This is a genomic window from Kitasatospora sp. NPDC059648 (assembly GCF_042734825.1).
Lineage (GTDB): Bacteria > Actinomycetota > Actinomycetes > Streptomycetales > Streptomycetaceae > Kitasatospora.
This window is the reverse complement of the sequence record NZ_JBHWDU010000037.1, coordinates 1-26,740: the sequence shown is the minus strand read 5'-3', so window position 1 is coordinate 26,740 and position 26,740 is coordinate 1. Positions and strand designations below refer to the sequence as shown.

General features: G+C 72.5%; 28 protein-coding genes. 13 read left to right on the top strand and 15 right to left on the bottom strand.

From position 1 onward, the window contains the following. The first annotated feature begins 100 nt into the window (after positions 1-100). Entirely contained in the window at positions 101-589 is a 489-nt protein-coding gene (locus ACFV1W_RS22165; protein WP_380418928.1) for a hypothetical protein, read from the top strand. A 31-nt stretch (positions 590-620) separates the two neighbouring features. Here the strand turns inward: ACFV1W_RS22165 and ACFV1W_RS22160 are convergent, their stop codons facing one another. Further along, positions 621-1,130 (bottom strand): DinB family protein, encoded by a 510-nt coding sequence (locus ACFV1W_RS22160; protein ID WP_380418927.1) that lies wholly within the window; start codon positions 1,128-1,130, stop codon positions 621-623. A 219-nt stretch (positions 1,131-1,349) separates the two neighbouring features. Between ACFV1W_RS22160 and ACFV1W_RS22155 the strand changes: the two genes are divergently transcribed. Continuing rightward, positions 1,350-2,165 (top strand): class I SAM-dependent methyltransferase, encoded by an 816-nt coding sequence (locus ACFV1W_RS22155; RefSeq protein ID WP_380418926.1) that lies wholly within the window; start codon positions 1,350-1,352, stop codon positions 2,163-2,165. Positions 2,166-2,418: 253 nt separating this feature from the next. Continuing rightward, positions 2,419-2,676, top strand: coding sequence for a hypothetical protein (locus tag ACFV1W_RS22150; protein WP_380418925.1), 258 nt, complete (start codon positions 2,419-2,421; stop codon positions 2,674-2,676). A 90-nt stretch (positions 2,677-2,766) separates the two neighbouring features. Here ACFV1W_RS22150 and ACFV1W_RS22145 read toward each other — a convergent pair whose 3' ends face one another. Then, positions 2,767-2,919, bottom strand: coding sequence for a hypothetical protein (locus ACFV1W_RS22145; RefSeq protein WP_380418924.1), 153 nt, complete (start codon positions 2,917-2,919; stop codon positions 2,767-2,769). 82 nt (positions 2,920-3,001) lie between these two features. Then, positions 3,002-3,328 carry a condensation domain-containing protein gene (locus ACFV1W_RS22140; protein WP_380418923.1) on the bottom strand — a complete coding sequence of 109 codons (327 nt, stop codon included), beginning with the start codon at positions 3,326-3,328 and terminating at the stop codon, positions 3,002-3,004. Between the two features lie 417 nt (positions 3,329-3,745). Between ACFV1W_RS22140 and ACFV1W_RS22135 the strand changes: the two genes are divergently transcribed. Then, on the top strand, positions 3,746-4,552 hold the full coding sequence (locus tag ACFV1W_RS22135) for a C39 family peptidase (protein ID WP_380418922.1): 807 nt from the start codon (positions 3,746-3,748) through the stop codon (positions 4,550-4,552). A 223-nt stretch (positions 4,553-4,775) separates the two neighbouring features. Here the strand turns inward: ACFV1W_RS22135 and ACFV1W_RS22130 are convergent, their stop codons facing one another. Next, positions 4,776-5,171, bottom strand: coding sequence for a transglycosylase SLT domain-containing protein (locus ACFV1W_RS22130; protein ID WP_380418921.1), 396 nt, complete (start codon positions 5,169-5,171; stop codon positions 4,776-4,778). 1,138 nt (positions 5,172-6,309) lie between these two features. Between ACFV1W_RS22130 and ACFV1W_RS22125 the strand changes: the two genes are divergently transcribed. Both ACFV1W_RS22125 and ACFV1W_RS22120 read left to right on the top strand, forming a co-directional pair. Then, on the top strand, positions 6,310-6,873 hold the full coding sequence (locus ACFV1W_RS22125; protein ID WP_380418920.1) for a papain-like cysteine protease family protein: 564 nt from the start codon (positions 6,310-6,312) through the stop codon (positions 6,871-6,873). A gap of 10 nt (positions 6,874-6,883) precedes the next feature. After that, a complete protein-coding gene (locus tag ACFV1W_RS22120; RefSeq protein ID WP_380418919.1) occupies positions 6,884-7,759 on the top strand; it encodes a hypothetical protein in 876 nt (291 codons plus the stop codon). A gap of 197 nt (positions 7,760-7,956) precedes the next feature. Here the strand turns inward: ACFV1W_RS22120 and ACFV1W_RS22115 are convergent, their stop codons facing one another. Further along, on the bottom strand, positions 7,957-9,270 hold the full coding sequence (locus tag ACFV1W_RS22115; protein ID WP_380418918.1) for an MFS transporter: 1,314 nt from the start codon (positions 9,268-9,270) through the stop codon (positions 7,957-7,959). A 51-nt stretch (positions 9,271-9,321) separates the two neighbouring features. Here ACFV1W_RS22115 and ACFV1W_RS22110 point away from each other — a divergent pair, with 51 nt between their 5' ends. The 5 genes from ACFV1W_RS22110 (at position 9,322) to ACFV1W_RS22090 (ending at position 13,320) form a co-directional block, all read left to right on the top strand. Further along, positions 9,322-9,651: a hypothetical protein gene (locus tag ACFV1W_RS22110; RefSeq protein WP_380418917.1), complete on the top strand. Its 330-nt coding sequence runs from the start codon at positions 9,322-9,324 to the stop codon at positions 9,649-9,651. Between the two features lie 34 nt (positions 9,652-9,685). Further along, a complete protein-coding gene (locus tag ACFV1W_RS22105; protein WP_380418916.1) occupies positions 9,686-10,798 on the top strand; it encodes an alkene reductase in 1,113 nt (370 codons plus the stop codon). A 37-nt stretch (positions 10,799-10,835) separates the two neighbouring features. Next, entirely contained in the window at positions 10,836-11,801 is a 966-nt protein-coding gene (locus ACFV1W_RS22100; protein ID WP_380418915.1) for an NAD-dependent epimerase/dehydratase family protein, read from the top strand. After that, entirely contained in the window at positions 11,798-12,334 is a 537-nt protein-coding gene (locus ACFV1W_RS22095; protein ID WP_380418914.1) for a GNAT family N-acetyltransferase, read from the top strand. Before ACFV1W_RS22100 ends, ACFV1W_RS22095 begins: the two co-directional genes overlap by 4 nt. 176 nt (positions 12,335-12,510) lie before the next feature. After that, complete coding sequence (locus tag ACFV1W_RS22090) at positions 12,511-13,320, top strand: aminoglycoside N(3)-acetyltransferase (RefSeq protein WP_380418913.1); 810 nt, start codon at positions 12,511-12,513, stop codon at positions 13,318-13,320. 90 nt (positions 13,321-13,410) lie between these two features. Here the strand turns inward: ACFV1W_RS22090 and ACFV1W_RS22085 are convergent, their stop codons facing one another. The 4 genes from ACFV1W_RS22085 to ACFV1W_RS22070 form a co-directional block, all read right to left on the bottom strand. Further along, positions 13,411-14,949: a M1 family metallopeptidase gene (locus ACFV1W_RS22085; RefSeq protein WP_380418912.1), complete on the bottom strand. Its 1,539-nt coding sequence runs from the start codon at positions 14,947-14,949 to the stop codon at positions 13,411-13,413. 161 nt (positions 14,950-15,110) lie between these two features. Then, complete coding sequence (locus ACFV1W_RS22080; RefSeq protein ID WP_380418911.1) at positions 15,111-15,983, bottom strand: sulfurtransferase; 873 nt, start codon at positions 15,981-15,983, stop codon at positions 15,111-15,113. Positions 15,984-16,132: 149 nt separating this feature from the next. Then, positions 16,133-16,459 carry a hypothetical protein gene (locus tag ACFV1W_RS22075; RefSeq protein WP_380418910.1) on the bottom strand — a complete coding sequence of 109 codons (327 nt, stop codon included), beginning with the start codon at positions 16,457-16,459 and terminating at the stop codon, positions 16,133-16,135. A gap of 179 nt (positions 16,460-16,638) precedes the next feature. Then, positions 16,639-17,517: a polysaccharide deacetylase family protein gene (locus ACFV1W_RS22070; protein ID WP_380418909.1), complete on the bottom strand. Its 879-nt coding sequence runs from the start codon at positions 17,515-17,517 to the stop codon at positions 16,639-16,641. A gap of 215 nt (positions 17,518-17,732) precedes the next feature. On the opposite strand from ACFV1W_RS22070, the gene ACFV1W_RS22065 reads away from it, so the two are divergent. Beyond that, a complete protein-coding gene (locus ACFV1W_RS22065) occupies positions 17,733-18,590 on the top strand; it encodes an SAM-dependent methyltransferase (protein ID WP_380418908.1) in 858 nt (285 codons plus the stop codon). A gap of 31 nt (positions 18,591-18,621) precedes the next feature. On the opposite strand, the gene ACFV1W_RS22060 is transcribed toward ACFV1W_RS22065, so the two are convergent. After that, a complete protein-coding gene (locus ACFV1W_RS22060; RefSeq protein WP_380418907.1) occupies positions 18,622-19,485 on the bottom strand; it encodes an Fpg/Nei family DNA glycosylase in 864 nt (287 codons plus the stop codon). A gap of 408 nt (positions 19,486-19,893) precedes the next feature. Here ACFV1W_RS22060 and ACFV1W_RS22055 point away from each other — a divergent pair, with 408 nt between their 5' ends. After that, on the top strand, positions 19,894-21,513 hold the full coding sequence (locus ACFV1W_RS22055) for a protein kinase (protein ID WP_380418906.1): 1,620 nt from the start codon (positions 19,894-19,896) through the stop codon (positions 21,511-21,513). Between the two features lie 207 nt (positions 21,514-21,720). Here ACFV1W_RS22055 and ACFV1W_RS22050 read toward each other — a convergent pair whose 3' ends face one another. From ACFV1W_RS22050 to ACFV1W_RS22030, 5 genes are all read right to left on the bottom strand, one after another. Beyond that, a complete protein-coding gene (locus ACFV1W_RS22050) occupies positions 21,721-22,245 on the bottom strand; it encodes a potassium channel family protein (RefSeq protein ID WP_380418905.1) in 525 nt (174 codons plus the stop codon). Positions 22,246-22,404: 159 nt separating this feature from the next. Next, positions 22,405-22,686, bottom strand: a complete 282-nt coding sequence (gene tatA / locus ACFV1W_RS22045; RefSeq protein WP_380418904.1) for a Sec-independent protein translocase subunit TatA — start codon at positions 22,684-22,686, stop codon at positions 22,405-22,407. 196 nt (positions 22,687-22,882) lie between these two features. Further along, on the bottom strand, positions 22,883-23,452 hold the full coding sequence (locus ACFV1W_RS22040) for a methyltransferase family protein (protein WP_380418903.1): 570 nt from the start codon (positions 23,450-23,452) through the stop codon (positions 22,883-22,885). A gap of 130 nt (positions 23,453-23,582) precedes the next feature. Beyond that, entirely contained in the window at positions 23,583-24,215 is a 633-nt protein-coding gene (locus ACFV1W_RS22035) for a methyltransferase domain-containing protein (protein ID WP_380418902.1), read from the bottom strand. Positions 24,216-24,352: 137 nt separating this feature from the next. Next, positions 24,353-25,909 carry an MFS transporter gene (locus ACFV1W_RS22030; protein WP_380418901.1) on the bottom strand — a complete coding sequence of 519 codons (1,557 nt, stop codon included), beginning with the start codon at positions 25,907-25,909 and terminating at the stop codon, positions 24,353-24,355. Between the last annotated feature and the right edge of the window lie 831 nt (positions 25,910-26,740).

Sequence of the window (26,740 nt, the reverse complement as noted above, 5' to 3'; positions counted from 1 at the left end):
CGGGCCGACCGGCTCCTTCGCACTCCCACCGCCTCGCCCCGGCTACCCGACCGAACCGACCGACCCCGTCCGTCCCCGGCCCGCGAAGGGATCAGCAGCTGTGAACCGTACGACCGTAGGTGGGCCGGAGCTCGGGGGCGGCCGGGGCGCCGGGGGTGTCCTGGTCCTCGTCGACCCCTCCGGGGCCGGGAACAGCCCGGTCGCGGAGCTGCTCGCCCAGGAGCTGCAGCCGAGCGTCCACCTGCGGACGGACGACTTCCTCCAGGTCATCCGCAACGGCCAGCTGCCGCCGCACCTCCCCGAGGCCGCCCGCCAGAACGCCACCGCCCTGGCCGCCACCGCCCAGGCCGCCTTCGCCTACGCCACCGGCGGCTACCAGGTCGTCGTCGAGTGCCCCGAGGCCCCGGCCTCCCTCGACACCTTCCGCCGCGAGAGCCGCGCCACCGGCGCCGCCCTCCACTACGTCGTCCTCACCACCACGGCCCCCACCGCCCCCCACGAGCTCGACACCACCCCCCTCACGCCCGACACCGCCACCAAGTCCATCCTCACCGCCCTCACCACCCGCACCCACCTCCTCGGCTGGTGACCCCCGCGGGTGCCCGGGACCTGCCGGGCCCCTACACCCCGACCACGCCGTCGATGGCCTCGCGCAGGAAGTCGGCGTGTCCGTTGTGCCGGGCGTACTCGTGGATCAGATGGAGCATCACCAGGCGCAGCGACACCTCCGCCTCCCAGCGGGGCTGGTAGCCGGTGACGTCGAGCGAGGGGGCGGCGAGTTCGATGCGGCGGGAGTGCTCGACCTCGGTCCGCCAGGCGGCGAAGGCCTCGGCGCGGGTGGCCCCGGTCGGGTCGTAGGCCACCTGGTAGTCGCCGTCCTCGGACCAGACCAGCGGGATGTCCTGCCCGTCGATCACCCGGCGGAACCAGGTGCGCTCGACCTCGGCCATGTGCCGGACGAGCCCGAGCAGGCTGAGCGTGGACGGCGGGCTGGAACGTTCCCGCAGCTGTTCGTCGGTCAGGCCCTCGCACTTCATGGCGAGGGTCGCCCGGTGGAAGTCCAGGAATTCGCGCAGCATCTCGCGCTCGCCGCCGGTCAGCGACGGGACGGGTCGGTTGTCGGTGCTCATCGGGTCGGTCCTCCTCGTGATCGGTAGTTCCCGGCGGACTGTAGCGAAGGCGGCCCCGGCCCGACACCGGCTTTCCGGGCCCCGGCGCGGACTGACCCGCACCGGCGTCAACCCCGAACACCCCCCGTCACGTACCGTGTTCGGACCACCACCGGTTTGGGTACGTACCTCGGCGCGCCCGACCGCCGGGCGCCCACCGAGCAGGAGACCCGACGGCCCATGGACCACAACCACATCCCCCCGACGGTACGCCGGACGTACGGCGCCGACGATCTCAGTACCGCCCCCTCGTTCGCGGGCGGGTTCATCAACTTCGGTGACTGGCAGGGGATCGACCTCGCGGCCCCCACCGCCGAGGACCGGGTGCGCAGCCAGGAGCAGTTGTACCGGCGGGTGCTGCGCGCCTTTCCGGAGCCGCGCGAGCGGCTGCGGCTGGCCGAGGTCGGCTGCGGGCGCGGGCTGGGTGCGGCCCTGGCGCTGCGGGAGTTCCGCTTCGCCTCGGTGACGGGCGTGGACATCCACCCGGACCAGGTCGAGCGCGCCCGCGCCGTCAACGCCCGCGCGATGGCCACCTATCCGGACCGGCTCGGCTACACCATCGGCTCGGCGGACGAGCTCCCCTTCCACGACGCCTCGCTGGACGGCCTCTACTCGGTCGAGGCCGCCCAGCACTTCCGCGAACTCACCGGCTTCGCCCGCGAGTCGGCCCGCGTCCTGCGCCCCGGCGGCCGCCTGGTCGTCACCACCTTCTTCGCCGCCCCCGGCCCCGAGATCGCCGAACGCCTCAAGATCCTCCTCGCCAGCTTCGCCGACGGCCTCGACGTCCCCCACACCCTCGACGGCTTCACCGCCAGCCTCGCCGACACCGGCTTCACCGATGTCACCACCGAATCCATCGGCCCCGACGTCTGGCCAGGCCTCGACCGCTACCTCGCCGACACCGTCCCCACCGACCACTGGACCCGAAACTTCCTCCCCGCCTGGCGCCACGGCCTCCTCGACTACCACCTCGTCACCGCCGCCCGCGCCGCCTGACCCCGGCCGTATTCCGCCACCGGGCCTGTCCGCAATCACCTGGGACAGGCCCACGAGTCGCACTGCAACGTGCCCGTGACGACCGACTACTTCGACCGCACGGTGAGCCTCCCGAGCCAGCCCACGGGTGCCGGCATCTGGCAGCCTCGGATCTGACCACCGCCTGCGCGGCGCCCCGCTCCGGCCGCTCGGGCCGGGGCGGGGCGCCCTGCCGCATCCGCCAGGGACCACCACTCCACCCGGGGCCGAGACCATGACACACGCCGCGACCACCCTCGTTCTGCTCGGAAGTCCCGCGCTGGTCCTCGGAGTTCTGTGGACCGCCGACTTCCGCGGGATCACGACCCGCGCCATCGCGCGTCAGGCCGCCGACCGCGCCCGGCTTCCGCCGCACCTGCGGCCCGCCTGGCCCCGGCCCGCGCCACCGCGCGTCCAGCGCCTGTTCGGCGCGCTGCTCGCGGTCACCGGATGCGTCTTCGTCGGCACCGACTGCTGGGCGCTGCTGCCGTAGGGCGCGCGTCCGCGGCGTTCAACTGTACGCATCCGCCTGTTGAACACTAGACGGCCGGAAGGTCGGCCGCGGTGTCGTTCCCCGAGGACCTCACGCTGCCAGAGCGCGTAGTCGGCGTACTGGACCGCCAGCGGGGCCCGGTCCGGGCCCCTTGCCCGTACGGCGAGCCGCGTAGGCGTCGGAGAGGTCCCGGGCCAGCGGGCCCATCGACCAGCCGTCACTCGCGATATGATGGACCGTCACCAAAAGGTGTGGTCGTCGGGGGCAGTGGAGAACAGCCAGGCCCGCATCGGCACTTCGGCCGTCAGGTCCAAGACATGGCCGGTCATGGCACCGACCGCCTCGGGCAGCTGCCGCAGTGACGTCGCGGGCGACCAACTCCCAGGCCAGTCCGTCCAGTTCGTGGATGTGCTGGCTCGCCGCCGACCTCGCGGAACACGGTCCGCAGCACCTCATGCCGGCCGATCACGTCCCGCAGTGCCAGACCGAGCGCATCCCGGTCGACCCCGCCGGTCAACCGCAGCACCACGGGGATGTTGTACGTGGTGCTCGGCCCGTCCAGTTGCGCCAGGAACCACAGGCGCCGCTGCGCGAACGACAGCGGCCTCCGCGCGACTACACCATCGGCTCGGCGGACGAACTCCCCTTCCACGACGCCTCGCTGGACGGCCTCTACGCCGACTCGGTCCAGCCGTGGGGCGGTCACCCGTCCGACGGGGCCGGTCCGCCCGACGTTCCGTGTGGGGGCAGGTCGGCGGCCGCGATGCACTCGGCTTCCAGCTGGTCGGCGAAGACGTCCAGCGCGGTGCGGAGGCAGTGTCGTCGGCGGGACTCCTTCGTACCCGGCACCGGTTCGGCGGGGGTTGACGGACCGCAGTTGGCCGGGCAGCTCCTGCCGCCTACACCACGGTGGCCGGTTCCGCCAGCGCTGGTCGCCGCGAGGCGAAGCGGGCGAAGCCGAGGTTCGATGGAGGGGACACCCGGGGCTGGCGTCGGCCTGTGCAGGTCGACTGTCGGCGGCGGATGTCCGGCCCTCAGGGCATGGGCTGCCATGGGAAGGAGATGAGCCGTGGAGAACCACGAGGAGTTCCTGAACGGCGGGCGGTGCCCGCACCCGAGCCCGCGACGGGCGGTCCCACCCGCGGCCCCGGCACCCGCAACCGCACCGAGCGCCGGGATGTGCCCAGTGCCGGGCCGGCTGCCGAGGAAGCGGCACGGCAGGCTGGTAGCGGCCCTCACCGCCGTCCTGACCAGCGCTGTCACGGTGGTCGGCACGTCCCCGTCGAGCGCCGCCCCCGTCGCTGTCCCGGCCTACCAGCAGCAACTGGGCAACGACTGCGAGGCGGCCTCCCTGCGCATGGTGCTGGCCGCACGGGGGGTGCAGGTGTCGGACCAGGACGTGCTCGGACGCATCGGCGTCGACTTGGCGCATCCCCAGGCAGGGGTCTCCGGGTCGCTGTCCGGGGACCCGTTCCGGGCATTCGTGGGAAACCCCAACGGCTCGGAAGCGGCCGGTACCGGCTTCGGCGTGTACTATCCGCCGATCGCCCGGGCCGCGCAGTCCTACGGCCTGTCCGTGGCGGCGGCCGGACAGGGGATCTCCCCCGCCCAGCTGGGCAGCGCGGTTGCCGCGGGACATCTGGCGATCGTCTGGGTGGACTACAACTGGCGTGACGTCGCGGCGGGCTCGTACACCGCGTACGACGGCCGCGTGGTGCCCTACGCCGGCCCGTCCGAGCACACCGTCGTCGTGACCGCGGTCAGCAACGGGCAGTATCTGGTCAACGACCCGGCCCGTGGGCAGCTGCAGATCAGCGCGGCGACCTTCGCAGCCGGGTACGCCAGTTACGGCGACATGGCGGTCATCGTCGAGTGACTGCTCCGCCCCGGCCGGCCCCGCGTCGGGGCGGCAGCCGGTCTGGCACGTGCAACTGGGTGCCGCCGTCGCCGACGGGCGCACAACCGCGACAGGGCCCGTGCCACGCATCCCGCAGGCACGGGCCCTGCCGGGCCATCCCGGTGGTCCCTGTCCGCCCCCGAGGTGAGGGGGAGGGTGAATCAAGGTCGCGGGTGGGGGTCAGGTGAGCCGATCGGTCGGCTCAGTACCAGTGGTGGGTCTGCCAGAAGGCCCAGGCGGCGTTCGGGCTGCCGTAGCGGGTGTTCATGTAGTTCAGCGCCCACTTGATCTGGGTGCGCGGGTTGGTCCGCCAGTCCGCACCCGCGGAGGCCATCTTGGAGGCCGGCAGCGCCTGGCCCAGGCCATAGGCGCCCGAGCTCGCGTTGGTCGCGTGCACGTTCCAGCTGGACTCGTGGAAGATGATCTGGCTGAACGAGGCCAGCTGGTTGGCCGGCACCATCTGCGCGGCGATGGCCTTGGGGGACAGGGTCGCAGCGGAGGCGGTGGCGGGCACCAGAGCCGCACCCAGGCCGGTCAGAGCTGCGGCGCCGGCGAGAACAGCAGCAGAAGTGCGCGTACGAAGCTTAAAGCTGGGCATAGCGAGCAGGACCTCAATCGGGTTGGGCCGGTGTCACGCCCCGCCCGGATCATGGCCGGACAGGGGCAGAGTGGTCGCGGGGCGCGTTTCGGCAGTGAGCCACATCCGGCGGGACAGGAGCCGGTGTGACTGGGTCGAGCAATTGTTGCCAGGCGGGATCGGCCGCTGCCAAGACCCCCTTGTTACGACCGGCCGTCGTATGACAGGGGCGGTCCGCGTCGGTTCAAAGGGTGGCCCGCACTGCCGTCCAGGGCCCCCTAGCTGCGCGAATGTCGCGATCAGGGTTCGCGGACGGGGCCGGAGCATGGCTACTATTGCCCGTCGTGGACCTTGCTCCAGCGTGAGCAGGCTCACGGTTTAAGGTCGGGTTTGGGCCGAATTGGCCATCCCAACCGGACTGCCGTCGACACTTCGGGCGCAGATGATCTGTCCGGGTCGAGATCGGCATCGCACTCGGGCACCTGCCCCGCACACGCAGTCGACGCGATCAGAGCCCGCGACGTCGTCAGGCACCGGCGGAACCGGTCAAAGCGATCAAGGCAGGTGGTCGCGATGGCCGAGGCCGGCTGCGGGCGCGGGCTGGGCGCAGCCCTGGCGCTACGGAGTTCCGCTTCGCCTCGGTGACCGGCGTGGACATCCACCCGGGCCGGGTCGAGCGTGCCCGCGCCGTCAATGCCCGCGCCCTGGCCACCCATCCGGACCGGCTCCTGCACCCGAGGAGCTTTCTGGCCTGGTTCCACACACGAGGAGGCCGGCCGCGGCCTGCCGATCGAGCGGGAGGCACCGAAGAACTCGCCCCCTCGCCCGCACCCACGCATCGCGGATGGACTCCCGCATCAGCACCGACGACCTGCTGGTGAGCGTCGCTGATCAGGAGTCTCCTGGTGGGTGCAGCCGATCTTCGTGCCCGCCACACTGCGCGATTGCCGTGCGGCAGTTCGGGCACGATCCCGCCGCTCATCCAGAGCGGGTAGGGGACAGGCTCCCCGGCATCATCGGGAATCCTGTGTGCCCATATGGCAACTCACCTGTGCGAGTGCAGTTTCTGTACACACCATGTGTGACGCCGACAATTCGTGCTGTCATAACCCTGCCAGATCCCCCGGCACTCATCGCACTTTCGCGGGAAGGCAGGACGATGGGCAGATCCACGTTCGCGGCCACGACGGTGGCCGTCGCACTGACGGCTTCGGGCTTGCTCGCCGCCGCAGGGAGCCCGGCCCACGCCGAGGCGGGGCAGGACAACATCGGCATGTACAAGCAGGAGAAGACCCAGTGGTGCTGGGTCGCCTCCGGACTGACGATCGCCAAGTTCCAGGGCTACGGAAGCACCCAGACGGACTTCTGCACCCGGGCCCAGCCCTACTACGGCTGCAACAACCAGCCCGCCACGCTCGACGACATGGCCAGGGGCTGGAGCAGCCTCGGCATGACCCACCCCGGCTCGGGCCTGAGCAGCGCGGCGACGTTCAACCAGGTCTACACCGACGTCAAGGCGGCCCGGCCGGTCGCCGCCCGCATCGGGTGGACGTCCGGCGGGGGCCACATGAACGTGGTCTACGGATTCAACACGTCGGACAACACCATCGCCGTCGCCGACCCGTGGCCGGACACCGCCACCTACACGTGGTGGAACTACAACGACTACGTCAGCAACAGCTCGTTCAAGTGGACCCACTCCCGGATCGGCATCTCCCGTTAAGGCAGGCGGCATGCACGAGACAAGAACGTCCAGCAAGCGGGCGGCCTCCCGCCTCTCCCGCCTGACCACCGTCCTGGTACTGAGCGCATCCGCGCTGCTGTCCGTCGCCGGCCCCGCCCGCGCGGTCGCACCCATGGACCCGCTCCCGGCGGACATCCCGGACTACCAGGCCGCCCTCGACCTGGTGAAGTCGGCCGACGTCCACAACACCGTCTGCCGCTTCCTCAGCGTTCCGGTGCCCCAGGGCGACGGGGCCGGGGCGCCGCAGCCGATCCCCGACAAGGCCGACCCGTGCGAGGGCCTGCCGGCGTTCACCATCAAGGACCCGTTGGCGCTGAACGAGATCACCCCGGGCTTCGTCGCGGGGACGTCCCTGCCGATCGCCACCGAGGCGGTCCGGCTGAGTCATCTGGTCTCCGCGCTGAACGCCCCGGTCAACGGACGGAACGCCACGGTCATGCTCGCCCCCACCCAGGGCGGCGGGTGGCACCTGGCGGCCGTGCGCGACGGCGACAGTGACGCCGCGTACGCGGGCAAGGCCACGGTGGGGACCCTGGTGTTCACCGAGCCGCAGATCCGCGGCTGGTACCGGCTGAGGCTCACCACGGTCGAACCGCTCAACGACCAGGCGCGGCAGGGCCTGGAGGGCCGTTCGTCGGTCTCGCTGAGCGACTACCAGAAGCTGGTGAAGGCCCGCTACGCCGACAAGCTGCCCGGCTCGGGGTACGACACCACGGGCATGTCCAGCGGCTACGGCGTCGCGAAGAGGACGGAAGACGCCTCCTCCCCCGCCCCCTTGCTCATCGGCGCTTCGGGCACAGCCCTGGCACTCGCGGGCTGCGCCTTCGCCCTCCGCCGCCGGCGCCCTCGCGGCACCATCGCCTGAACTCGGCCCCCTTCGCCCCGCCCCCGTCCTCCAGCCGGGGGCGGGGCGAAGCCGTGTCCCACGACCCGTGAGCCCACGCCCAGTGGGCCCCTGGCCCGTGGGCCCACAACTCGTCCGACTGCCGGCAGATGCGGTGCGGGCCGGCGCCGCTCACCGCCCGTCAGGTCGTCCCGCCCCGTTCCGGGCACCAGGATCTCTCAGCCGACCGCCGACGACGACGGCGCCCCCGCCACGGCCCCCGCCGTTGCCTCCAGCGCCGCGAGCCGCCGCAGGCTCGCCCGGCGCTGCACCGCGGCCAGACCGGTGGACGCCGCGCCGAGCGCCAGCCAGCCCACCGGACCGGCCGCCATCACCGCCCCGGTCAGCAGCATCGGCCCCACCGACTTCTGCACCGACTGGGACATCCCCGCCACCCCCAGGTAGGAGGCCTTGGCGCGCGGCGGAGCCAGGCTGACCGCCAGCTCCCAGGAGCTCACCGAGCGCATCAGCTCCGCGAGGGTGACCAGCGCCGCCGCGGCCAGCAGGGTGAGCGAGGCGGCCACCGGCCCGCCGCCGGTCGAGAGCGCGATCAGCCCGCAGCTCGCGAGCAGAAGCACCCCGTACCAGCCGACCGCCGTGGTCGCCCCGCGCGGGTTCTCGGCCCAGGCGGAGACGCGCAGTTGCAGCACCACCACCATCACGGTGTTGAGGGTCAGGAAGGCCGGGACGACGGCGTGCGGCGCATCGGTGTGGTGGATCAGCCACAGCGGCAGACCGACGTTGAGGACCGAGTCGTCCAGGCACATCGGCAGGTCCAGCAGCACGAACAGCAGGTAGCCGCGGTCGCGCCAGGGGCTCGGTACGGCCGCCGGCTCGCCGCCGGCCACCTCCTGAGCGGGCGCGGAGGGCGGCGGCACCTCCGCCACCAGCCCGCGTCCCGCCGGCTCCGCCGTGCGCCGGATCAGCGCGGCGGCCAGCAGGTAGGAGAGCGCGTTGGCCACGATCAGCGCCCGGTAGGCGGTCGCGCTCCCCACCGCCAGGCCGATCGCCGCGAAGCCCGTACCGACCGCGTACCCGCCGTTGGCCACGCTGCGGAACAGTGCCTGGTACGTGGCGCGCCGCTCGCCCGCGACCCGGGTGGCGAACAGCATCTCCAGGGTCTTGGCCCCGCGCTCGGCCAGGCAGGTCAGGGCGACGGACAGCAGCAGCGCGGCGAAGTGGTCGACCACCAGCAGCAGGCCCATGGTGGCCACCCGCAGCAGGTGGCAACCGATCAGCAGTCCGCGCACCGGCAGCCGCTCGGCCGCCCGCCCGGCCAGCGGCGAGCCGACGATCCCCGCTACGGCGCCCACTCCGAGCAACAGTCCGAGGCGTCCGGCGTCCATCCCGCACACGTAGGTGAAGTACAGCACCGAGGCCGCCGCCCACACCCCGCTGCCGGTCCGGTCCACGCCCTGCGCGAGCAGCATGATCCGGGCGTCCCGTCCACCCGGCGGCCGCCGCAGCTGCGCCCACAGCCCCTTCCCCCGCATGACAAGGCCCTCGTTTCACGTCCACCGTCAATCTCGACATCAAGATACTTCATGTCGAGAGAAGCAGGGAACCCCCGTCTCGCCGGCACCACCGAGGCCGTGCTCAACGTCGCGGTCAGCAACCGCTGCCCGCCCGAGCCGACCAACGCGGTGAGCCTGGTCGCCGGTGGCAGCCCGTTCCATCTCCCGGACGCCACCGCGGAGTTCGGCGAGCTCGTCCGGCGCACCCATGCCGCCGCGATCGGCACGCACCGGCACGCGCTGACCGCCGAACCGGCCGTGCTCCCGCGCCGCGCGATGGCCGAATTCCTCCACGGAATCGAGGAGTTGATCCTCGCCGAAGCCTCGCCCCCCGGCCGGGGCGCCCGCCCCGGAGGTTGAACCTCACACTAGTGTCAGGTTTTACGGTACCGGCATGACCACCACCACCGAATCCCTGCTCAGCCCGTACCGCCTCGGCGAGTTCGACCTGCCCAACCGTGTCGTGATGGCCCCGATGACGCGCTACCGGGCCGCCGAGGACGGTACGCCGCTGCCCGTCGTCGCCGAGTACTACGCCCAGCGCGCGAGCGCCGGTCTGATCGTCACCGAGGGCATCTGGCCCAGCCGGGAGGGGCAGTCCGGCTGGCGCCTGCCCGGCCTGGAGACGCCCGCCCACGTGGCCGGCTGGCGCTCCGTCACCGAGGCGGTGCACGCGGCGGGCGGGCGGATCGTCGCCCAGCTGATGCACGGCGGCCGCCAGGGCCACCCGCTGAACAGACTGCTCGGCGACGTTCCGGCCGGCCCCTCCGCCGTCCCGGCCCCCGGCCCGGTGCACGTCCGGGACGGCGGCAAGGCCCAGGCCGTCACCCCGCGCGAGATGACCCGCGCCGAGATCCGGCGCACCGTCACCGACCACGTCACCGCCGCCCACAACGCGCTGGCGGCCGGCTTCGACGCCGTGGAGCTGCACGGCGCCAACTCCTACCTGATCCACCAGTTCCTCGCCGACAACACCAACCTGCGCACCGACGAGTACGGCCCCGGCACCCTGGAGAACCGGCTCCGCTTCCCGATCGAGCTGGTCAAGGCCGTCGCCGAGGCCGTCGGCCCGCACCGCCTCGGCCTGCGCCTCTCACCCGGCAACCCGCAGTTCGGCATGTTCGAGGCCGACCCGGCACCGGTCTACCGGGCGCTGCTGGCCGAACTCGACGGCCTCGGCCTGGCCTACCTCCACCTCACCGACAACGACGACTACCCGGCCCTGGCCGACCTGCGTCCCCGCTGGTCCGGCCCGCTGATCGCCAACGTCGGCGAGAACCGCGACGCCACCGACCGCGCACGCGGCGAGGCGGTGCTCGCCGCCGGACTCGCCGACCTGGTCTCCTACGGCCGCGCCTTCATCTCCAACCCGGACCTGCCGGAACGATTCGCCGCCGGCGCACCGCTCACCCCCGTGGACGAGACCCACCTCTACGGCCAGACGGCCACCGGCTTCACCGACTACCCGAAGCTCACCGACCACGAGACGGCCCGGCACCCTGACTGACCGAAACCGGTTGACACCCGGTCATAGCCTGGAGCCCATGCGGATCCTCGTGCTCGGCGGTACCTCCTTCGTCGGCCGCGCGATCACCGCCGACGCCCTGCGCGGCGGCGCCGAGGTCACCCTCTTCAACCGCGGCAGGACCAACCCCGGCCTCTTCCCCGGGGCCCGTCACCTCCTCGGCGACCGGGACACCGGCGACTACACCGCCCTGCGCGGGGGCGAGTGGGACGCCGTGGTGGACGTCAGCGGCTTCTGGCCCCGCCAGGTCGGCCAGGCGATGGCCGTCCTCGGCGACCGGGTCGGCCGCTACCTCTTCGTCTCCACCCAGGCGGTCTACCAGCAGGGCGGGCTCGCCCCCTTCTCGGACGAGTCCGCCCCGCTCCGCGCCCCGCTGCGAGACGCCGAGGACCTGACCGAGGCGACGTACGGCCGCCTCAAGGTCGCCTGCGAGCAGGACGTCACCGCCCGCTACGGCGACCGGTCGACGATCGTGCGCCCCGGCAAGGTGGCCGGTCCGCACGACGAGGACCGCGGGCTGACGTACTGGGTGCGCCGGGCGGCGCGCGGCGGCCGGATCGCGCTGCCCGCACGCCCCGGACAGCCCGTCCAGGTGGTCGACTCGCGTGATCTGGCCCGGCTGGTGCTCCGGCTGCTCCAGGACGGGCGGCCGGGCGCCTTCCACGCCGTCGGCCCGGCCGAACCGACCACCCTGGGCGGGCTGATCACGACCTGCGCCGAGGTCGCGGGCAGCGAGATCGAGATCGTGCCCGTCCCCCCGGAGACCGCGCCGCCGTTCTTCCCCCTGGTACGGGCCGAAGGGTTCTGGGCCGGCCAGCAGCGCGACCCGGCCCGGGCCCGCGCGGCCGGGCTGCCCGCCACCCCGCTCGCGGTCACCGCCGCCGACGTCCTCGCCTGGGACCGCGGCCGCGGCGAACCCCCGCTCGACCACGGCTTCACCCCCGAGCAGGAGGCCCGCGTCCTGGCCGCGGCGGACGCCCGATGACCACCGGACCGTCCGTCGCACCGGCGACCGGCCCGCGCATCGCCGCGATGCGCCCGGAGCACGCCGAGGCCGTCCTGGCGGTCTTCCAGGCGGGCATCGACGCCGGCGACGCCACCTTCGAGACCACCGCCCCCACCTGGGAGTCGTTCGACGCCGCCAAGCTCCCCGAACACCGCCTGGTCGCCCTCGACCCCGACGCCCCCGGCGGCGACCGCGTCCTCGGCTGGGCCGCCGTCGCGCGCGTCTCCGCCCGCGACGCCTACGCCGGCGTGGTCGAGCACTCCGTCTACGTCGACCCGGCCGCCCAGGGCCGGGGTGTCGGACGGGCCCTGCTGGACGCGCTGCTCGCCTCCACCGACGCCGCCGGGATCTGGACCGTGCAGTCCGGCATCTTCCCGGAGAACACCGCCAGCCTCGCCCTCCACCGGCGCGCGGGCTTCCGGGTGGTCGGCACCCGTCAGCGGATCGGCCGACTGCACGGCCGCTGGCGCGACGTGGTCATGGTCGAGCGTCGCAGCCCCGTGGTGGACTGACGGAGGGTACCCCCTCCTCCTGACCGATTGTCAGTGCCACCCGCTATGGTCGGGCCCGAACAATCGGACCACACCGGCACGAACCCGCACCGGCACGCCCGACCGCACACCGGACCGCACCCGACCACCCAGCACCGCACGCCACCGCGTGCGCCGCACCGCCACCAGGGGGGACCATGACCACTCCGGGCACCAGCCCGCTCACCACCGCCGACCTCGTGGACGGCTGGCGCCGGGTCGGCGTCCGCCCGGACATGGCACTGATCGTGCACTCCTCGCTCTCCAGCCTCGGCCGGGTCGAGGGCGGGGCGGCGGCCGTGGTGGCCAGCCTGCGCGAGGCCGTCGGGCCGGGCGGCACTGTCGTGGTGCCCACCTTCACCACCGACACGGTGTGCGACCCGGCGCCCGACCACGCCGGCCTGCCCACCCCCGCGATCGCCGAACTCCGCGACGCCGTACCGCTGTTCCACCCCGAGCTGCCCTCCCGCATGGGAGCGGTCGCCGAGGCACTGCGCGGGCTTCCGGAGAGCCTGCGCAGCACCCACCCGCAGGCCTCGGTCGCCGCCGTCGGCGCCCACGCCCGGGAGGTGACCGCCCGCCGCTCCTTCGGCTTCGCCGTCGGCCGGGAGTCCCCGTTCGGCGCCCTGCACGACCTCGGCGGTTACGTGCTGCTGGTCGGCGTCGGGCACAACCGCAACACCTTCCTGCACTACGCCGAGACCTTCGCCCCCAACCGCCGGCTCAAGCTGCGCCGCTTCCCGATGGCGATCCAGGGCGAGCGGGTCTGGCTCGAAGCGCCCGACGTGGGCAACGACAACGGCACCCACTTCCCGGTCGTGGGGCGGGAGTTCGAGGAGCTGGCCGGCATCCGCGAGGTGCTGGTCGGCGACGCGCCCTGCCGTCTGATCCCGGTCCGCGAGCTCATACCCTTCGCCGTCCGCCGCCTCACCGAACTGCTCGCCGCGGACGGCTCCGGAGCGGCGTAGCCCGGCCGACCCCCGCCCCGGGACGGAAACTCCGTCCCGGGCGGCCGACCGGGCCACGCCCGTCACCTGCTCACCTGCGCGGCCGCGGCGTCAGTGCGCCTCGTGCACGGAGTTGGTCTCCTGGATCTTCTTCCAGGACTTCAGCTCCACCGGCAGCTGCCCGTCGCCCCGGTCCGCCGCGTCCGCCCGCGCACCCGGCGCCGGCGAGGCCGGCTGCGCGGCCGCCGGCGCCACCGGACCGACGGCCGGCTTGGCGGCGGTGAACAGCCAGGTCCTGAAGACGTCCCCGAGCTTCTGCCCGGACACCTTCTCCGCGTACGCCTGGAAGTCCGGGATCGTCGCGTTGCCGTACTTGCGCTCGGTGGGCCAGCCCTTGAGGATCCGGAAGAACTTCTCGTCCCCGACGGCGTTGCGCAGCGCCTGGATGGCCACCGCGCCCCGGTCGTAGACGGCGCCGGAGAACTGGTTGTCCGGGCCCGGGTCGCCCGGCTTGACGGTCCAGAACGCGTCGTCGGCCGGGTGCGAGGCGTAGACGTAGTCGGCCAGCTCCTGCGCGGTGCCCTCGTTCTCGTGCTCGGACCAGAGGAACTGCGCGTACCGGGCGAAGCCCTCGTTCAGCCAGATGTCGCTCCACCGCGACAGCGAGACGCTGTCGCCGTACCACTGGTGGGCCAGCTCGTGCACGACCACCGAGGTGTTGGCGCCCTTCGAGAACTGCCGGGGGCTGTAGAAGACCCGGGTCTGGGTCTCCAGGGCGAAGCCGGTCGGGACGTTGGGCACGTAGCCGCCGACCGAGCTGAACGGGTAGTCGCCGAAGTAGCCGCTCAGCCAGTCCACCAGCTCGCCGGTGCGCTCGACGCTGGAGCGGGCCGCGTCCGCGTTGTCGCCGAGGTCCTTGCTGTACGCGTTGTAGACCGGCAGCCCGTTGGCCGTGGTGTCGGTGCTGATGTCGAACTTGCCGACGGCGAGCGTGGCCAGGTAGGTCGCCTGGGGCTTGTTCTCGCGCCAGCTGTAGCGGGTCCAGCCGGCCTGCGAGGTCGTGCCGGTCAGGATGCCGTTGCTGATCACCTGGTTGCCGTCCGGCACCTGCACCGAGACGTCGAAGGTGGCCTTGTCGCTCGGGTGGTCGTTGCTCGGGAACCACCACCAGGCGGACTCGGGCTCGCCCGCCGCCACCGCGCCGTCCGGGGTGCGCAGCCAGGCCGTGAAGCCGTACTTCTTCACGGTGGACGGCACGCCCTTGTAGCGGACCACCACGGTGGCCTGGTCGCCCTTGGCCAGCGGCCGGGCCGGGGTGACCTCCAGCTCCTGCTCTCCGCTGGTGGCGAAGGTCGCCGGCCGCCCGTTGACCCGCACTTCGGAGACGTTCAGCGCGAAGTCGAGGTTGAACCGGGAGAGGTTCTGGGTCGCCGTGGCGAGGATGGTGGTGGTGCCCTCCAGCTCGTCGGTGGCCGGCTGGTACTTCAGCCGGATGTCGTAGTGGGAGACGCGGTAGCCGCCGTTTCCGTAGGTCGGGTAGTAGGGGTCGCCGGCCCCGGCCGCGCCGGGTTGGAAGTCGGCGGCCGAGGCGGGGACGGCCAGGAACAGGCTCAGGGCACTGGCAGCAGAGACGATCAGCCTCTTGCGCAACGTGGTCCTCCAGGATCACCGGAACGATGGGTCGGATCGATCCTTGTCCCGGTGGCCCGCGGTCCACTCCCCGATCGTGAGATGTTCATGAAAAGAAATGCGCCGAAATGGCGCCGCCGCAACGCCGTCACGAACCCCGGCCGTCACACCCGTCCGGCGGCTCAGCCCCCGAGCGCCACCGGTGCCCGCACCAGCGAGCCGTACTCCGTCCAGGAGCCGTCGTAGTTCTTCACGTGCGGGTACCCCAGCAGCTCGGTGAGCGCGAACCAGGTGTGCGCGGACCGCTCGCCGATCCGGCAGTAGGCGATCACCTCGCGCTCCGCCTCGACGCCCTTGCCCCCGTACAGCGCCAGCAGCTCCTCCGCCGACCGGAACGAGCCGTCGTCGTTGGCCGCCTGCGACCAGGGCACGTTGACCGCGCCGGGGATGTGCCCGGGCACCTGGGCCTGCTCCTGCGGCAGGTTCGGCGGTGCGATCAGCTCGCCCCGGAACTCGGCCGGGGAGCGGACGTCCACCAGCACCGCGTCCGCGCCGGGCTTGGCGAACACCTCCGCCTTGGCCAGCACCTCGTCCCGCAGCGCCCGCAGCTCCGGCCGCTCCGGCCCGGTCAGCCGGTAGGCGGTGTGCTGGTAGTCCATCACCTCGTGGGTGAGCTCCCGCCCCTCCAGCTCCCACTTCTTCCGCCCGCCGTCCAGCAGCTTCACCGGCCCGAAGCCGCGCAGCCGCAGCAGCCAGTAGGCGTAGGCGGCGAACCAGTTGTTGTTGCCGCCGTACAGCACCACGGTGGTGTCGTCCTCCACCCCGGCCGCCCGCAGCAGGTGCTGGACGCCCTCGCGGTCCGCGTAGTCGCGGCCGACCTGGCTGTGCAGGTCGGTGGCCCAGTTCCAGCCGACCGCGCCGGGGATGTGGCCCCGGTCGTAGGCGGTGGTGTCCTCGTCGACCTCGACGACCCGGACCGTCCCGTCGTCCAGGTGGTGGGCCAGCCACTCGGTGCGGACCAACGCCTCGGGGTGTGCGTAGCCGTTGCCGGTCATCCCGGGCCCTCCTTCGCTCTGCCCAGACTGCTCCGCCCGACCACGGGCACAGGCAGACCGCAAGGGCACGACGAGGCACCGGCGACCGGGCCGGACAGTTCGAAGCTACGCCGACCGTCCGGCCCGGGCCACCCCGCGGTCCGTGCCGCTCAGGAGAAGATCACCGAGCGCAGCTTCAGCCGGTCGCCGAGGATCTTCCCCGGGTTCATCACGTAGAAGGTGTCACCGTTGCAGTCGAAGTCCAGGAACACCGTCGCCGTCGAGGTGGTGAGGTTCTCCGGCGCAAAGGCCGGGTCCTTCTCGGTGGCCCCGAAGAGGTTGATGCACTTGCCGCTCCGCGGGTCGGCGATCCCGGCCGGAACGCCCGGGCCGACCTTGTAGAGGAAGTCCCCGACGGCGGCGTTGGCGGACATCGGAACGGCGAGGACGAGGGCGACGGCGCTGAAGACGGCGAGCGCGGCGTTGCGGAGACGCATGGGTAAGGCCTTTCAGGCGGTACTCGGAAGTACCCGATGAATTGGTGCGAGATCACCCTAGAGCCCAAAAACCGCAGAAACGCTTCTCCTAATACACCTGATCAGGTGGTTTAAACGGCAAAACCAATACCTGTCCGACTGGCATATGCCGACGACATCCAATGTCCGACATTCGCATTTCAGTTCGGCGGCGCCGTGAAGAGGTACCCGGAATCGATCAGCACCGGCAGATAGGTCTTCAGCGCCGCCACCGTCTGCGAGCGGTCGCCGCCACCGTCGTGGTTGAGCACGATCGCCCCGGGCCGGACCTCCTTGAGGATCGTGTCGACGATCGCCGGGGTCCCCGGCCGGGACCAGTCCCTCGGGTCCACCGACCAGCCCATGTTCCGCAGCCCGAGGTCGGCGGCCACCTTGAGCGACACCGGCGACCAGTCACCGCCCGGCGACCGGAACCAGGTGGGCGTCCGCCCGGTGGTCCGGTGCAGCAGTTCGGAGGTGCGCTCCAGCTCGTCCCGCACCGCGCCCTCCGACATGTGCCGCAGGTCGGGATGGGTCCAGGTGTGGTTGGCGATGTGGTGGCCGCGGTCCGCGATCTCCCGCACCAGCGCCGTGTGCTCCACGGCGTTCTCGCCGATCATGAAGAAGGTCGCCCGGATCCCGTGCTGCTGGAGCAGGTCCAGCACGGCGGGCGTGTACTTGGGGTCCGGACCGTCGTCGATGGTGAGCGCCACCACCCGCTGCGCCGGGTCCAGCTCGTACACGGGCTTGTTCTCGGCCTCGCTGAACGGCTTGCGGACGGGCTGCACGCCCGACGCGGAGCCGGAGGCTGACGGCGGCACCGGCGAGGGCACCGGGGACGAGGCGGACGCGGACGGAGCGGACGGCGAGGGCGACTCCCCTGCGGGCACCAGCACCTCCCGCACGCCCGCCGCCGCTTCCGGCGCCGAGGAAGAATCCCCGTCCCCGCTCCAGGGGCTCTTGCAACCGGAGGCCGCACCGAGCAGCGACATCCCGCCCGCGACCAACAGCAACCTGCGCGACGCGATCCGAGAGCTCATCGAAGACTTAATCTGACGATCAGACAGCATTCTGAATGCTTGCCCCGCCGATCACCGGCCCTCCCGACCACCACTCCGACGGCCCACAAAGCCGGCCGAAGGGCCGCCACCCCACCCCGTCAACGCGTCCTCCCCGACCGGACGCACCGCCTCCCGTCAGGACCGCTACGCTGTGCCTTCCCCAGTGTGATGATCTGCCATCAGAGGACGTGGCCATGACGACAAGTCAGGACTTCCCCCAGCAGGGCCCGCAGGACGACGACGCCGAGCCGAGCCAGTGGGAACGTTTCGGCGTCGACACCACCACCCCGCACTCTGCGCGCGTCTACGACTACTGGCTGGGCGGCAAGACCAACTTCCCGCCGGACCGCGCCATGGGCCAGGCCATCGAGGAGGCCGTGCCCAGCGTCAAGGAGATGGCCAAGGCCAACCGCGCCTTCCAGGGCCGGGCCGTCCGCCACCTCGCCCAGGAGCACGGCATCCGCCAGTTCCTCGACCTCGGCACCGGCATCCCCACCTCGCCGAACACCCACGAGATCGCCGAGGCGGTCAGCCCCGGCACCCGGGTCGTCTACGTCGACAACGACCCGATCGTGCTCGCCCACGCCCGCGCCCTGATGGTCTCCAGCCCGGCCAGCCGCACCACCTACATCCACGCCGACCTGCGCAAGCCCGAGGAACTGTTCGCCGACCCGGCGCTCACCTCCACGCTGGACCTCACCCAGCCGGTCGGCCTGCTGATGATCGCCGTACTGATGCTGATCGCCGACGAGGACGACCCCTGGAGCCGGGTCGCCGCGCTGCGCGACGCCCTGCCCTCCGGCAGTTGCCTCGCCCTCACCACCCCCACGCCCGACTTCGACCCCGAGGCGGTCGGCAAGGTCGCCGAGGCCGCCCGGGCCGGCGGAATGACCCTGGTGCCCCGCGGCTACGACGACGTGCTCCGCTTCTTCGACGGCTGGGAGCTGGTCGAGCCCGGCGTCGCCCCGGTGCTGGCCTGGCGCCCGGACGGCGAGCCCCCGGCCGACCCCAAGGCGGCGTACTACTGGGGCGGCGTCGCCGTCAAGCGCTGACGCCCGCGCGACGCGGCTGTTGGAGCGGGCCTCACTTCAACAGCCGCGACAGCCGCCGGTCCGCCAACGGCTTGCCGCCGGTCTGGCAGGTCGGGCAGTACTGCAACGAGGAGTCCGCGAACGACACCTCCCGCACCGTGTCCCCGCACACCGGACACGGCTGCCCCGTCCGCCCGTGCACCCGCAACCCGAGCTTCTTCTCCGCCTTCAGCTCCCCCGCCCCCAGCCCGTGCGAACGCTCCACCGCCTCCCGGAGCGTCCCGCCGAGCGCCTCGTACAGCCGCGCCGTCTCCTCCTCCGTCAGGCTGGAGGCCAGCTTGTACGGCGACATCCGGGCCGCGTGCAGCACCTCGTCCGAGTACGCGTTGCCCACCCCGGCCAACACGCTCTGATCCCGCAGCACCCCCTTGATCCGCCGACGGTCGCCCCGCAACAGCGCCGCGAAATCCTCCACCCCGAAGCCCGGATCCAGCGGATCCGGCCCGAGCCCGGCCACCCCGGGCACCTCCACCGGGTCCCTCACCACATAGACGGCCAGGCCCTTCTTCGTCCCCGCCTCGGTCAGATCGAATCCGTCCCCACCCTCCAACCGAAGCCGCAACGCCAGCGGATTCCTAGGCCCCGGCCGCGGCGGCTCGACCGGCAGGCTGTCCTTCCACCGCAGCCACCCCGCCCGGGCCAGATGAACCACCAGGTGCAACCCACCCACCTCGATGTCCAGGAACTTGCCCCGCCGCGTCACCGCTCCGACCGTCCGCCCCTCCAACGCCGTCACCGGCGGGTCATACGTCTTCAACGCACTGATCGCCACCGGCTGCACCCGAGCGACCACCCGCCCGGTCAACCGCTCCGCCAAGAAGACACTCAACGCCTCAACCTCAGGCAGCTCCGGCATGCGCCCAGTCTCCCCCACCCCCGCCCCGCACGCGCGACCAAGCGCCGCTACGACACCACCTACCTCCCCCCACTCAACCCACCACCCACCTCCCCCCACTCAACCCAGGCGAGAGGGACGCGCTGCGGAAGGGGCGGTGGAGGGGGTGGCTGCGGAAGGGGGCGTGACGGGTGATTTTCAGACTGCCAACGACGCCCACACCCCACCCACAGGGTCGGCAGTCTGAAAATCACCCAGCCCCCGGAGCGGCCACTCCCGGAACCGCCCCGGCACCCACCCTCCCGAGAGCTTGCCCCCCAACAGAACCCCCCACAGCCCCCAGCCGTCCCTCAACCCAAGGCGGCTATCGTGCACGAGTGCACAAGGCATCCCCGGAACCCCGGGCGCCGCACGTGAGGGGAGTCCCAGGTGATCGGACGGGCGCTGAACGGGCGTTACGAACTCGTCGAGATGCTCGGCGTCGGCGGCATGGCCACCGTCTGGCGCGGCATCGACCGAGTGCTGGGCCGTCAGGTGGCCGTCAAGGTCCTCAACGGGGGCCTCGCCGACGACCCCCGCTTCGCCGAGCGCTTCAGCCGCGAGGCGCAGCACGCCGCCATGCTGGTGCACCCGAGGATCGTCATGGTCTTCGACTCGGGCGTGGACCAGGACACCCCGTTCATCGTCATGGAGCTGGTCCAGGGCCGTTCGCTGGCCGCCGTCCTGGTCCAGCAGCCGAACCTGCCGGTGGAGCGCGCGGTCGGCATCGCGGCGGCGGTGTGCGAGGCGCTGGCGGTCGCTCACGGAGCCGGGCTGGTGCACCGGGACATCAAGCCCGGGAACATCATGATCACCGACGACGGCGGCGTGAAGGTGGTGGACTTCGGCATCGCCCGGGCGGGCTCCTCCAGCAACCTGACCCAGACCGCGAGCGTGCTCGGTACGGCCGCCTACCTCTCGCCCGAGCAGGCCACCGCCTCCGCCCTGGACGGCCGCACCGACCTCTACGCCGTCGGCTGCGTGCTGACCGAGATGCTCACCGGCGAGACCCCGTTCACGGCCGAGTCCCCGGTGGCGATCGCCTTCAAGCACGTCAGCGAGCAGCCCCAGCCGCCGTCCGCCCGGCGTCCCGGCCTGCCACCGGCCCTGGACGCCGTGGTGCTGCGCCTGCTGGCCAAGGACCCGGCCCACCGCCCGGCCGACGCCACCGCGGCGCGGGCCGAGCTGCTCTCCACCGTCCCGGGCCTGGCCGTCGGCGACCCGACCGCCGAACTGCTCGCCACCACCTCGGCGGCCACCCAGCTGCTGCCGCCGGTGGCCCCGGTCCACCCGGACCAGCAGCACACCACCCTGCTCCCGTCCCAGGCGCCGCAGCCCCCCGTTCCCGCCGCGACCTCCGTGATGGCCCCGGTCCAGGCCATGCCACCCGCCCCGTCCCACCCCACCGCGCCCCACCCGGCGCAGCCCACCCACCTCGCACGGCCCACACCCACCCGGAGCCGCCGCAACAAGCCCCTCGTCCTCGGCGCCCTGGGCATAGCGGGCCTGGCCGGGGTCACCGCCCTGCTCCTGACCGCCTTCGACGAGTCGGCCGGCAACGCCGCCGCCCCCAAGGCACCCGCGGCCGCCGCCTCCGCGGCGGCCCCCACCGCCCCGGCCGCGACCCCGACGGCAGGCGCCCCCGCCCCGGCCGGCACCTCCGCCGCCCCCAGCGCCCCGACGGCGCTCCCCGCACCCACCCAGGCCGTCCCGCGCAACCAGCCCGCGGCCCTCCAGCTCCAGTCCTTCCGTCAGGCCGTCGCCCAGGCCCCGATCGGCAAGGAACGCGACAAGCAGGCGGAGCTGCTGCGGATCCTCGACGACACCGCCGCCCGGCTCAACGAGGGCGACCCCGGTGACGCCGCCCAGGAACTCAAGGCCGCCCAGAAGACGGTCAAGGACCTGGGCAAGAAGCACGCCATCGACCCCCTCACCTACGCCAACTGGAACGCCCGCCTCGGAGCGCTCTTCACCACGCTCCACGCGACGGCCGACAACCAGGACGACTGACGCCGCGCCCGAACGTGCCCGGGCAGGCGATCGGTACCGTCGCCCCGGGAGCCCCGACAAGCCGCTGCGTCGTACCCGCCCGCGCCCGATGAGGGGATCCACAGCCTGTGGACAACCCCGTGCGGTGGCGCGGGTCCGCCCGGGAAGATCCGCTGACAGGCCGACAGGCCGTGCGGCGGCTCGGGTGCGTGGGTCGCCGGGCCGGATTCACTCCTCGCGCCGCACCCGCTGTTCGAGACCGTTCCGGACCGTCCGGGACGCCGTCCCGGCGGCTGTCGCGAGGAACACGAAGTTGTACCCGATCTGCAGCACCACCACGAGCCGCGCCGTCTGGCCGGCCGGAGTGATGTCCCCGTACCCCACCGTCGCCATCGTCACGACCGTGAAGTACAGCGCGTCCAGTCGCGTCTCCAGCCCCACGAACTCGGCCTTGTGCCTACCCATCGCGTAGTACCCCGCCGAGAAGACGGTCATCGCCAGGAAGATCAGGAAGGCCAGCCAGACCACCGGCCGCTTCGCCGTCCCCCGCAGCACCCCGATGATCTTGGCCACCATCAGGCACGTCATCCCGGCGAGAGCCGCTGTGAAGACCAGCCAGCTCAGCACCGGCCGACGGTCGCCGAACCACTCCAGAGGCAGCGTGAAGTACCCGACCATCAGCAGCGTGAACGCGCTCAGCAGCCACGCCCCGGACCGGAAGTCGAGGGGCGGGGAAGGAGGATTCTCGGACATCCGCTCAGCCTTCCCCGCCGGCACGGCTCCCGCCCGCCCTGATCGGCTGTTCGGCCGATCCGCCCTCGGAGCCACCCCCGTCCGTGTCTCCGGGCCCCCGGAACGGCGTCGAGCCCCTGGTGGAGGATCCACCAGGGGCTCGACGGGAGTCCGGACGACTCAGGCGCTCGTCTCGGTGTGCTTGGTCTCGGCGGCCTTGGTCACGTTGGTCGGCGTGACGGCCGGGCGGTCGGCGCCCTGCTGGGGGGCGGCCGTGCTCTGCGCGGTGCCGGCGTCCGCCGGGGTGTCCTCCTCGCGCATCGCCTTGGTCTCCGCCTTCAGGATGCGCATCGACTTGCCCAGACCGCGGGCCATCTCCGGCAGCTTCTTCGATCCGAACAGCAGGACTACGACCGCCAGCACCACCAAGATGTGCCAGGGCTCAAGACCGTTCCGCAGCATCCCTGGCCACCGGTCCCTTCTTGTCTAGAGTCACGGGTGGGCGCGAGCGCCCATGCTCGCCAGTATGCCTGGACCTGACGGCGAACGGATACACCGGCCGGGAAACGCTGGCCGAAAAGCAGGTGCCGTTCGAGCGGATCGTGGGCGAGCCGGCCCCACCGGGGCGCCCGGGAGCACCCGCAGTGCGCCGACGCGATCAGTAGACGAACGGCACCAGGCGCTCGGACTCCTTCCGGTACTCCGCGTACGCCGGGCCGACGGACGCCAGCAGCAGCCGCTCCTCGGCGGCGATCCGCCAGCCGTAGGCGCCGAGCAGCAGCGTGGCGACCGCCAGGGCCGCGGCCCAGCCGCCGGAGCCGAGGGCGTAGCCGATCCAGACCAGCAGGCTGCCGGCGTAGCCGGGGTGGCGGATCAGCCGGTACGGGCCGGAGCGGACCACCTGCTGGGTGTCCACGGTGCGCAGGGTACGGGTGTAGTAACGGCCCAGGGTCCGCATGCCCCAGGCCCGCAGGGCCAGCCCGGCGACCACCATCGCGACCCCGAACCAGCGGGCCCAGGCCGGTGGTTCGCCGATCGAGGCGCGGTCGAACAGCACCACGGCCAGCACGGACGCGACGTAGCAGGAGAGCAGCAGCCGGGTCGAGCCGCGGTCGCGGCCGTCCGCGTGCCAGGTGCCGGCCGCGCTGTCCTCACGGCGGCGCAGCAGCAGCTCGTAGGCGATCCAGCAGAGGACCCCGAGCAGGGAGAGGAGGGACGGCAGGGACATCGACTGGCTCCTGACGGTCGTGGTCGCCCCTCCACAGTCCTGCGCCCGGGCCGCCGCGACACGCACCCGGGGGTGGACGCTCCGCCGTCCACCCCCGGGTGGACGGCGCCCGGGCCGCGTCAGACCCGCCCTACGGCCGCCGCGCCAGCAGGTAGCCGCGCCGGGTGTCGGCCTCCTCGGGCAGGCCCTCCCGCTCCAGCCGCACCTCGACGGCGAATCCGGCCTCGGTGAGGCGGGCGGCGACGGCGCCGGTCTCCAGGAAGTGGAAGTCCACGTCGACCCGGTGTCCCCACCACTCGTCCAGCTGCCGCACCTCCGCGCCCAGGTGGAAGGAGACCAGCAGCACCCCGCCGGGTCGCAGGACCCGCCGCATCTCGGTGAACGCGGGCAGCAGCTCGTCCGGTGCCAGGTGGATCACCGAGTACAGCGCCACGGCGGCCGCGAACTCCCCGTCGGCCGCGGGCAGCGCCAGCAGGTCGCCGGTGCGGAACGCGGCCCCGGGGTGCTCGCGGGCGGCCAGTTCGACCATCCGTGACGAGAGGTCGATCCCGACCACCTGCGCGCCCAGTCCGGCCATCCACCCGGCCACGTGCCCCGGCCCGCAGCCCAGGTCCGCCACCACCCCGCCGGCCGCCTCCTCCACGACGGCCCCCAGCAGCGCCCGGTCCACCACCTTGTGCGCCAGCTCACCCCCGATTCGCCCCAGGTACTCCTCCGCCACCGTGTCGTAACTCGCGCGCACCCGCCCGTGATCGTTCACCATGCCGCCACCCTGGCACGCCCCGCCGCCCGCGCGCCGGGCCCTTCCGAAGGCCGGTCCGGGCTCGCGGCGGACAGCGGAGAGCCCCCGCCCGGTGGGCGGGGGCTCTCGATGACTCGCGGGGATCGGGCCGGGGCGGATCAGGCGGCGACGGGCTCCTGCTCCGGGGTCGCGGCCGGGGCGGCGGCGGGGAGGTGGCGCAGGAGGCGGTGGGTCAGCAGGGCAGCACCGAGCGCGAAGACCAGGCCCACCGCGGCGGCGACGTGCAGGCCGTCGGTGAAGGCGCCGCGGGCGGTCTCCAGCAGGTCCGGGCCGAGCCGTCCGGGCAGGTGGGCGGCGACGGAGACCGCGCCGCCGAGGGTGTCCCGGGCGGTGCCGGCGGCCGCGCCGTCGACGCCCGCCGGGAGGGCGCCGTCCAGCTGGTGGCGGTAGACCGCGGCGCCCGCCGCGCCCAGCAGGGCGATGCCGAGGGAGCTGCCGAGTTCGACGGCGGTCTCGGAGGTGGCGGAGGCGGCGCCGGCCTGCTCGGCCGGAGCGGCGGTGACGACCATCTCGGCGGTCATCGTCATGGTGCCGACGGTGCCCGCGGCCAGCACGCCCGCCGCGGTGAGGATGAGGGCCAGTGGCGAGTGGGGGCCGACCTGGGTCATCATCGCGAAGCCGGCCGCGCCGACCACGAAGCCGCCGCCCATCAGGGCCGCCGGGCGGACCTTGCCGGCCAGCGCCGAGCTGATCCCGATCGCGGCGCCGACGCCGACGCTCGGCACCAGCGACCAGAGCGAGGCGGTGAACGGGCTCATGCCCTTGACCAGCTGCAGGTACTGGGAGGTGAAGAGGGCGAAGCCCATCATCGCGAACATCGCGAGGGTGTTGACGCTGATCGCCCCGCTGAAGGTGCGGATCCGGAACAGGCCCAGGTCGATCAGCGGGTTCGCCGCGGTGCGCTGGCGCCGTACGAAGGCGCCGGCCAGCAGCAGTCCGGCCGCGGCGGCGAGGGCGGGCAACGGGCTCCAGCCGTCCACGGCGAGCGTCTTGACGCCGTAGACCAGCGGCAGGACCGCTGCGAGCGACAACGCGGCGCCGGGCAGGTCGAAGCGTCCGGTGGGGGCGGTGGCGCGGTACTCGGGGAGCAGGACGGGTGCGGTCAGCAGCACCAGGACCATCACCGGGACGGCCACCAGGAAGGCCGAGCCCCACCAGTAGTGGTCGAGCAGCAGTCCGCCGGCGACCGGGCCGAGGGTGGCCCCGGCGGTGAGCACGCCGCCCCAGGCGCCGAGCGCGATCTGCCGCTGCTTGGCGTCGTGGAAGGTGTTGCGGATCAGCGCGAGGGTCGAGGGCATCACGGTGGCCCCGGCGGCGCCGAGCAGGGCACGGGCGGCGATCAGCTGTTCGGCGCTGCCGGACCAGGCGGCCAGCAGGGAGGCTGCGGCGAAGCCCGCGGCGCCGATCATCAGCAGCCGGCGGCGGCCGATCCGGTCGCCCAGCGCGCCCATCGTGATGAGCAGCCCGGCCAGCAGGAACGAGTACATGTCCATGATCCACAGCTGCTGGGTGCCGCTGGGCGCCAGCTCGGTGGAGATGTACGGGACGGCGAAGAACAGCACGCCCATGTCCATGGACAGGACGAGCGTCGGGAGCAGGAGGACGGCCAGGCCGATCCATTCGCGACGGCCTGCGCGGCCGGTGGTTGCGGTCATGGAGAAGACGGTACGGGTGTGTCAGACACATGTCTAGTACATGCGTGTAAAACGAAAGTCCTAGACATTCGTGCAAGACATCTGTGCAGCCCTTCCGTAGGATCGGGGGCATGTTGCGTCCTGAAAGCTGGTCCAGGCTTACGGGTGGGAGTCCCGTCCGGGTAGACACCGGAGTGCCCGGTAGCAGGTCCCGGTTCGTCGTGGAGACGCGGCGGGCTGAGCGGGATGTCAAGAGCCTCTTCGGGGGGAGCAAGCACGCGGGCCGTAGCATCAGGCGAACCTTGCAGCCTCGTCAGATCTATAGCGGAGAAGCCGAGCCCGTCATGTCGGGGCGAAGGCCATGTCCTGGGGGCCCTGTTCCGGGGTCAGCCCTCGGGGTTCTCCCGGGGTACGGAGGGCGGCACGTGTGCACAGTCCGGGCCGGAACAGGAGAGACCCTTCCTCCTTGCCCGCCATCGGGCAGGAGGGGCCCACGACCACGCCTGGCGTCGGGCAAGGGACCGGACGTATAGGCCGATGGTGAAGTCGTCCGGAGGGCAGCGGGGGTCCGATGGGGTTGTAGTACCGCTGATCGGCGTGCAACACAACGCGCCGGGAGGGAAGGGCCCCGACTTTGATCACGCTCGTGGCGGAGGTAAGCGCGAGGGCACGGCCGGAGGGAGTCCGGTCGACCACCCCGGCGGGGGAAGTCCCGTCGTAGTGGACGGACGTGCGTCCGTCTTGAAGGTGCGAAAAGTTCAACGCGCGCTGTGGGCTGCGGCCAAGCAGTCTCCGGAGTGGCGCTTCCATGCCCTGTACGACCGTATCCACAGGGGTGACGTCCGGTGGGAG

Coding starts and splice junctions, on each gene's coding strand:
- ACFV1W_RS22030 (WP_380418901.1), bottom strand. CDS start 25,909: ATGACCGCAACCACCGGCCGCGCAGGCCGTCGCGAATGGATCGGCCTG.
- ACFV1W_RS22060 (WP_380418907.1), bottom strand. CDS start 19,485: ATGCCGGAGCTGCCTGAGGTTGAGGCGTTGAGTGTCTTCTTGGCGGAG.
- ACFV1W_RS22105 (WP_380418916.1), top strand. CDS start 9,686: ATGACCACCACCACCGAATCCCTGCTCAGCCCGTACCGCCTCGGCGAG.
- ACFV1W_RS22040 (WP_380418903.1), bottom strand. CDS start 23,452: ATGTCCCTGCCGTCCCTCCTCTCCCTGCTCGGGGTCCTCTGCTGGATC.
- ACFV1W_RS22095 (WP_380418914.1), top strand. CDS start 11,798: ATGACCACCGGACCGTCCGTCGCACCGGCGACCGGCCCGCGCATCGCC.
- ACFV1W_RS22125 (WP_380418920.1), top strand. CDS start 6,310: ATGGGCAGATCCACGTTCGCGGCCACGACGGTGGCCGTCGCACTGACG.
- ACFV1W_RS22100 (WP_380418915.1), top strand. CDS start 10,836: ATGCGGATCCTCGTGCTCGGCGGTACCTCCTTCGTCGGCCGCGCGATC.
- ACFV1W_RS22160 (WP_380418927.1), bottom strand. CDS start 1,130: ATGAGCACCGACAACCGACCCGTCCCGTCGCTGACCGGCGGCGAGCGC.
- ACFV1W_RS22080 (WP_380418911.1), bottom strand. CDS start 15,983: ATGACCGGCAACGGCTACGCACACCCCGAGGCGTTGGTCCGCACCGAG.
- ACFV1W_RS22035 (WP_380418902.1), bottom strand. CDS start 24,215: ATGGTGAACGATCACGGGCGGGTGCGCGCGAGTTACGACACGGTGGCG.
- ACFV1W_RS22120 (WP_380418919.1), top strand. CDS start 6,884: ATGCACGAGACAAGAACGTCCAGCAAGCGGGCGGCCTCCCGCCTCTCC.
- tatA (WP_380418904.1), bottom strand. CDS start 22,686: ATGCTGCGGAACGGTCTTGAGCCCTGGCACATCTTGGTGGTGCTGGCG.
- ACFV1W_RS22150 (WP_380418925.1), top strand. CDS start 2,419: ATGACACACGCCGCGACCACCCTCGTTCTGCTCGGAAGTCCCGCGCTG.
- ACFV1W_RS22090 (WP_380418913.1), top strand. CDS start 12,511: ATGACCACTCCGGGCACCAGCCCGCTCACCACCGCCGACCTCGTGGAC.
- ACFV1W_RS22065 (WP_380418908.1), top strand. CDS start 17,733: ATGACGACAAGTCAGGACTTCCCCCAGCAGGGCCCGCAGGACGACGAC.
- ACFV1W_RS22155 (WP_380418926.1), top strand. CDS start 1,350: ATGGACCACAACCACATCCCCCCGACGGTACGCCGGACGTACGGCGCC.
- ACFV1W_RS22115 (WP_380418918.1), bottom strand. CDS start 9,270: ATGCGGGGGAAGGGGCTGTGGGCGCAGCTGCGGCGGCCGCCGGGTGGA.
- ACFV1W_RS22070 (WP_380418909.1), bottom strand. CDS start 17,517: ATGAGCTCTCGGATCGCGTCGCGCAGGTTGCTGTTGGTCGCGGGCGGG.
- ACFV1W_RS22130 (WP_380418921.1), bottom strand. CDS start 5,171: ATGCCCAGCTTTAAGCTTCGTACGCGCACTTCTGCTGCTGTTCTCGCC.
- ACFV1W_RS22075 (WP_380418910.1), bottom strand. CDS start 16,459: ATGCGTCTCCGCAACGCCGCGCTCGCCGTCTTCAGCGCCGTCGCCCTC.
- ACFV1W_RS22110 (WP_380418917.1), top strand. CDS start 9,322: ATGTCGAGAGAAGCAGGGAACCCCCGTCTCGCCGGCACCACCGAGGCC.
- ACFV1W_RS22050 (WP_380418905.1), bottom strand. CDS start 22,245: ATGTCCGAGAATCCTCCTTCCCCGCCCCTCGACTTCCGGTCCGGGGCG.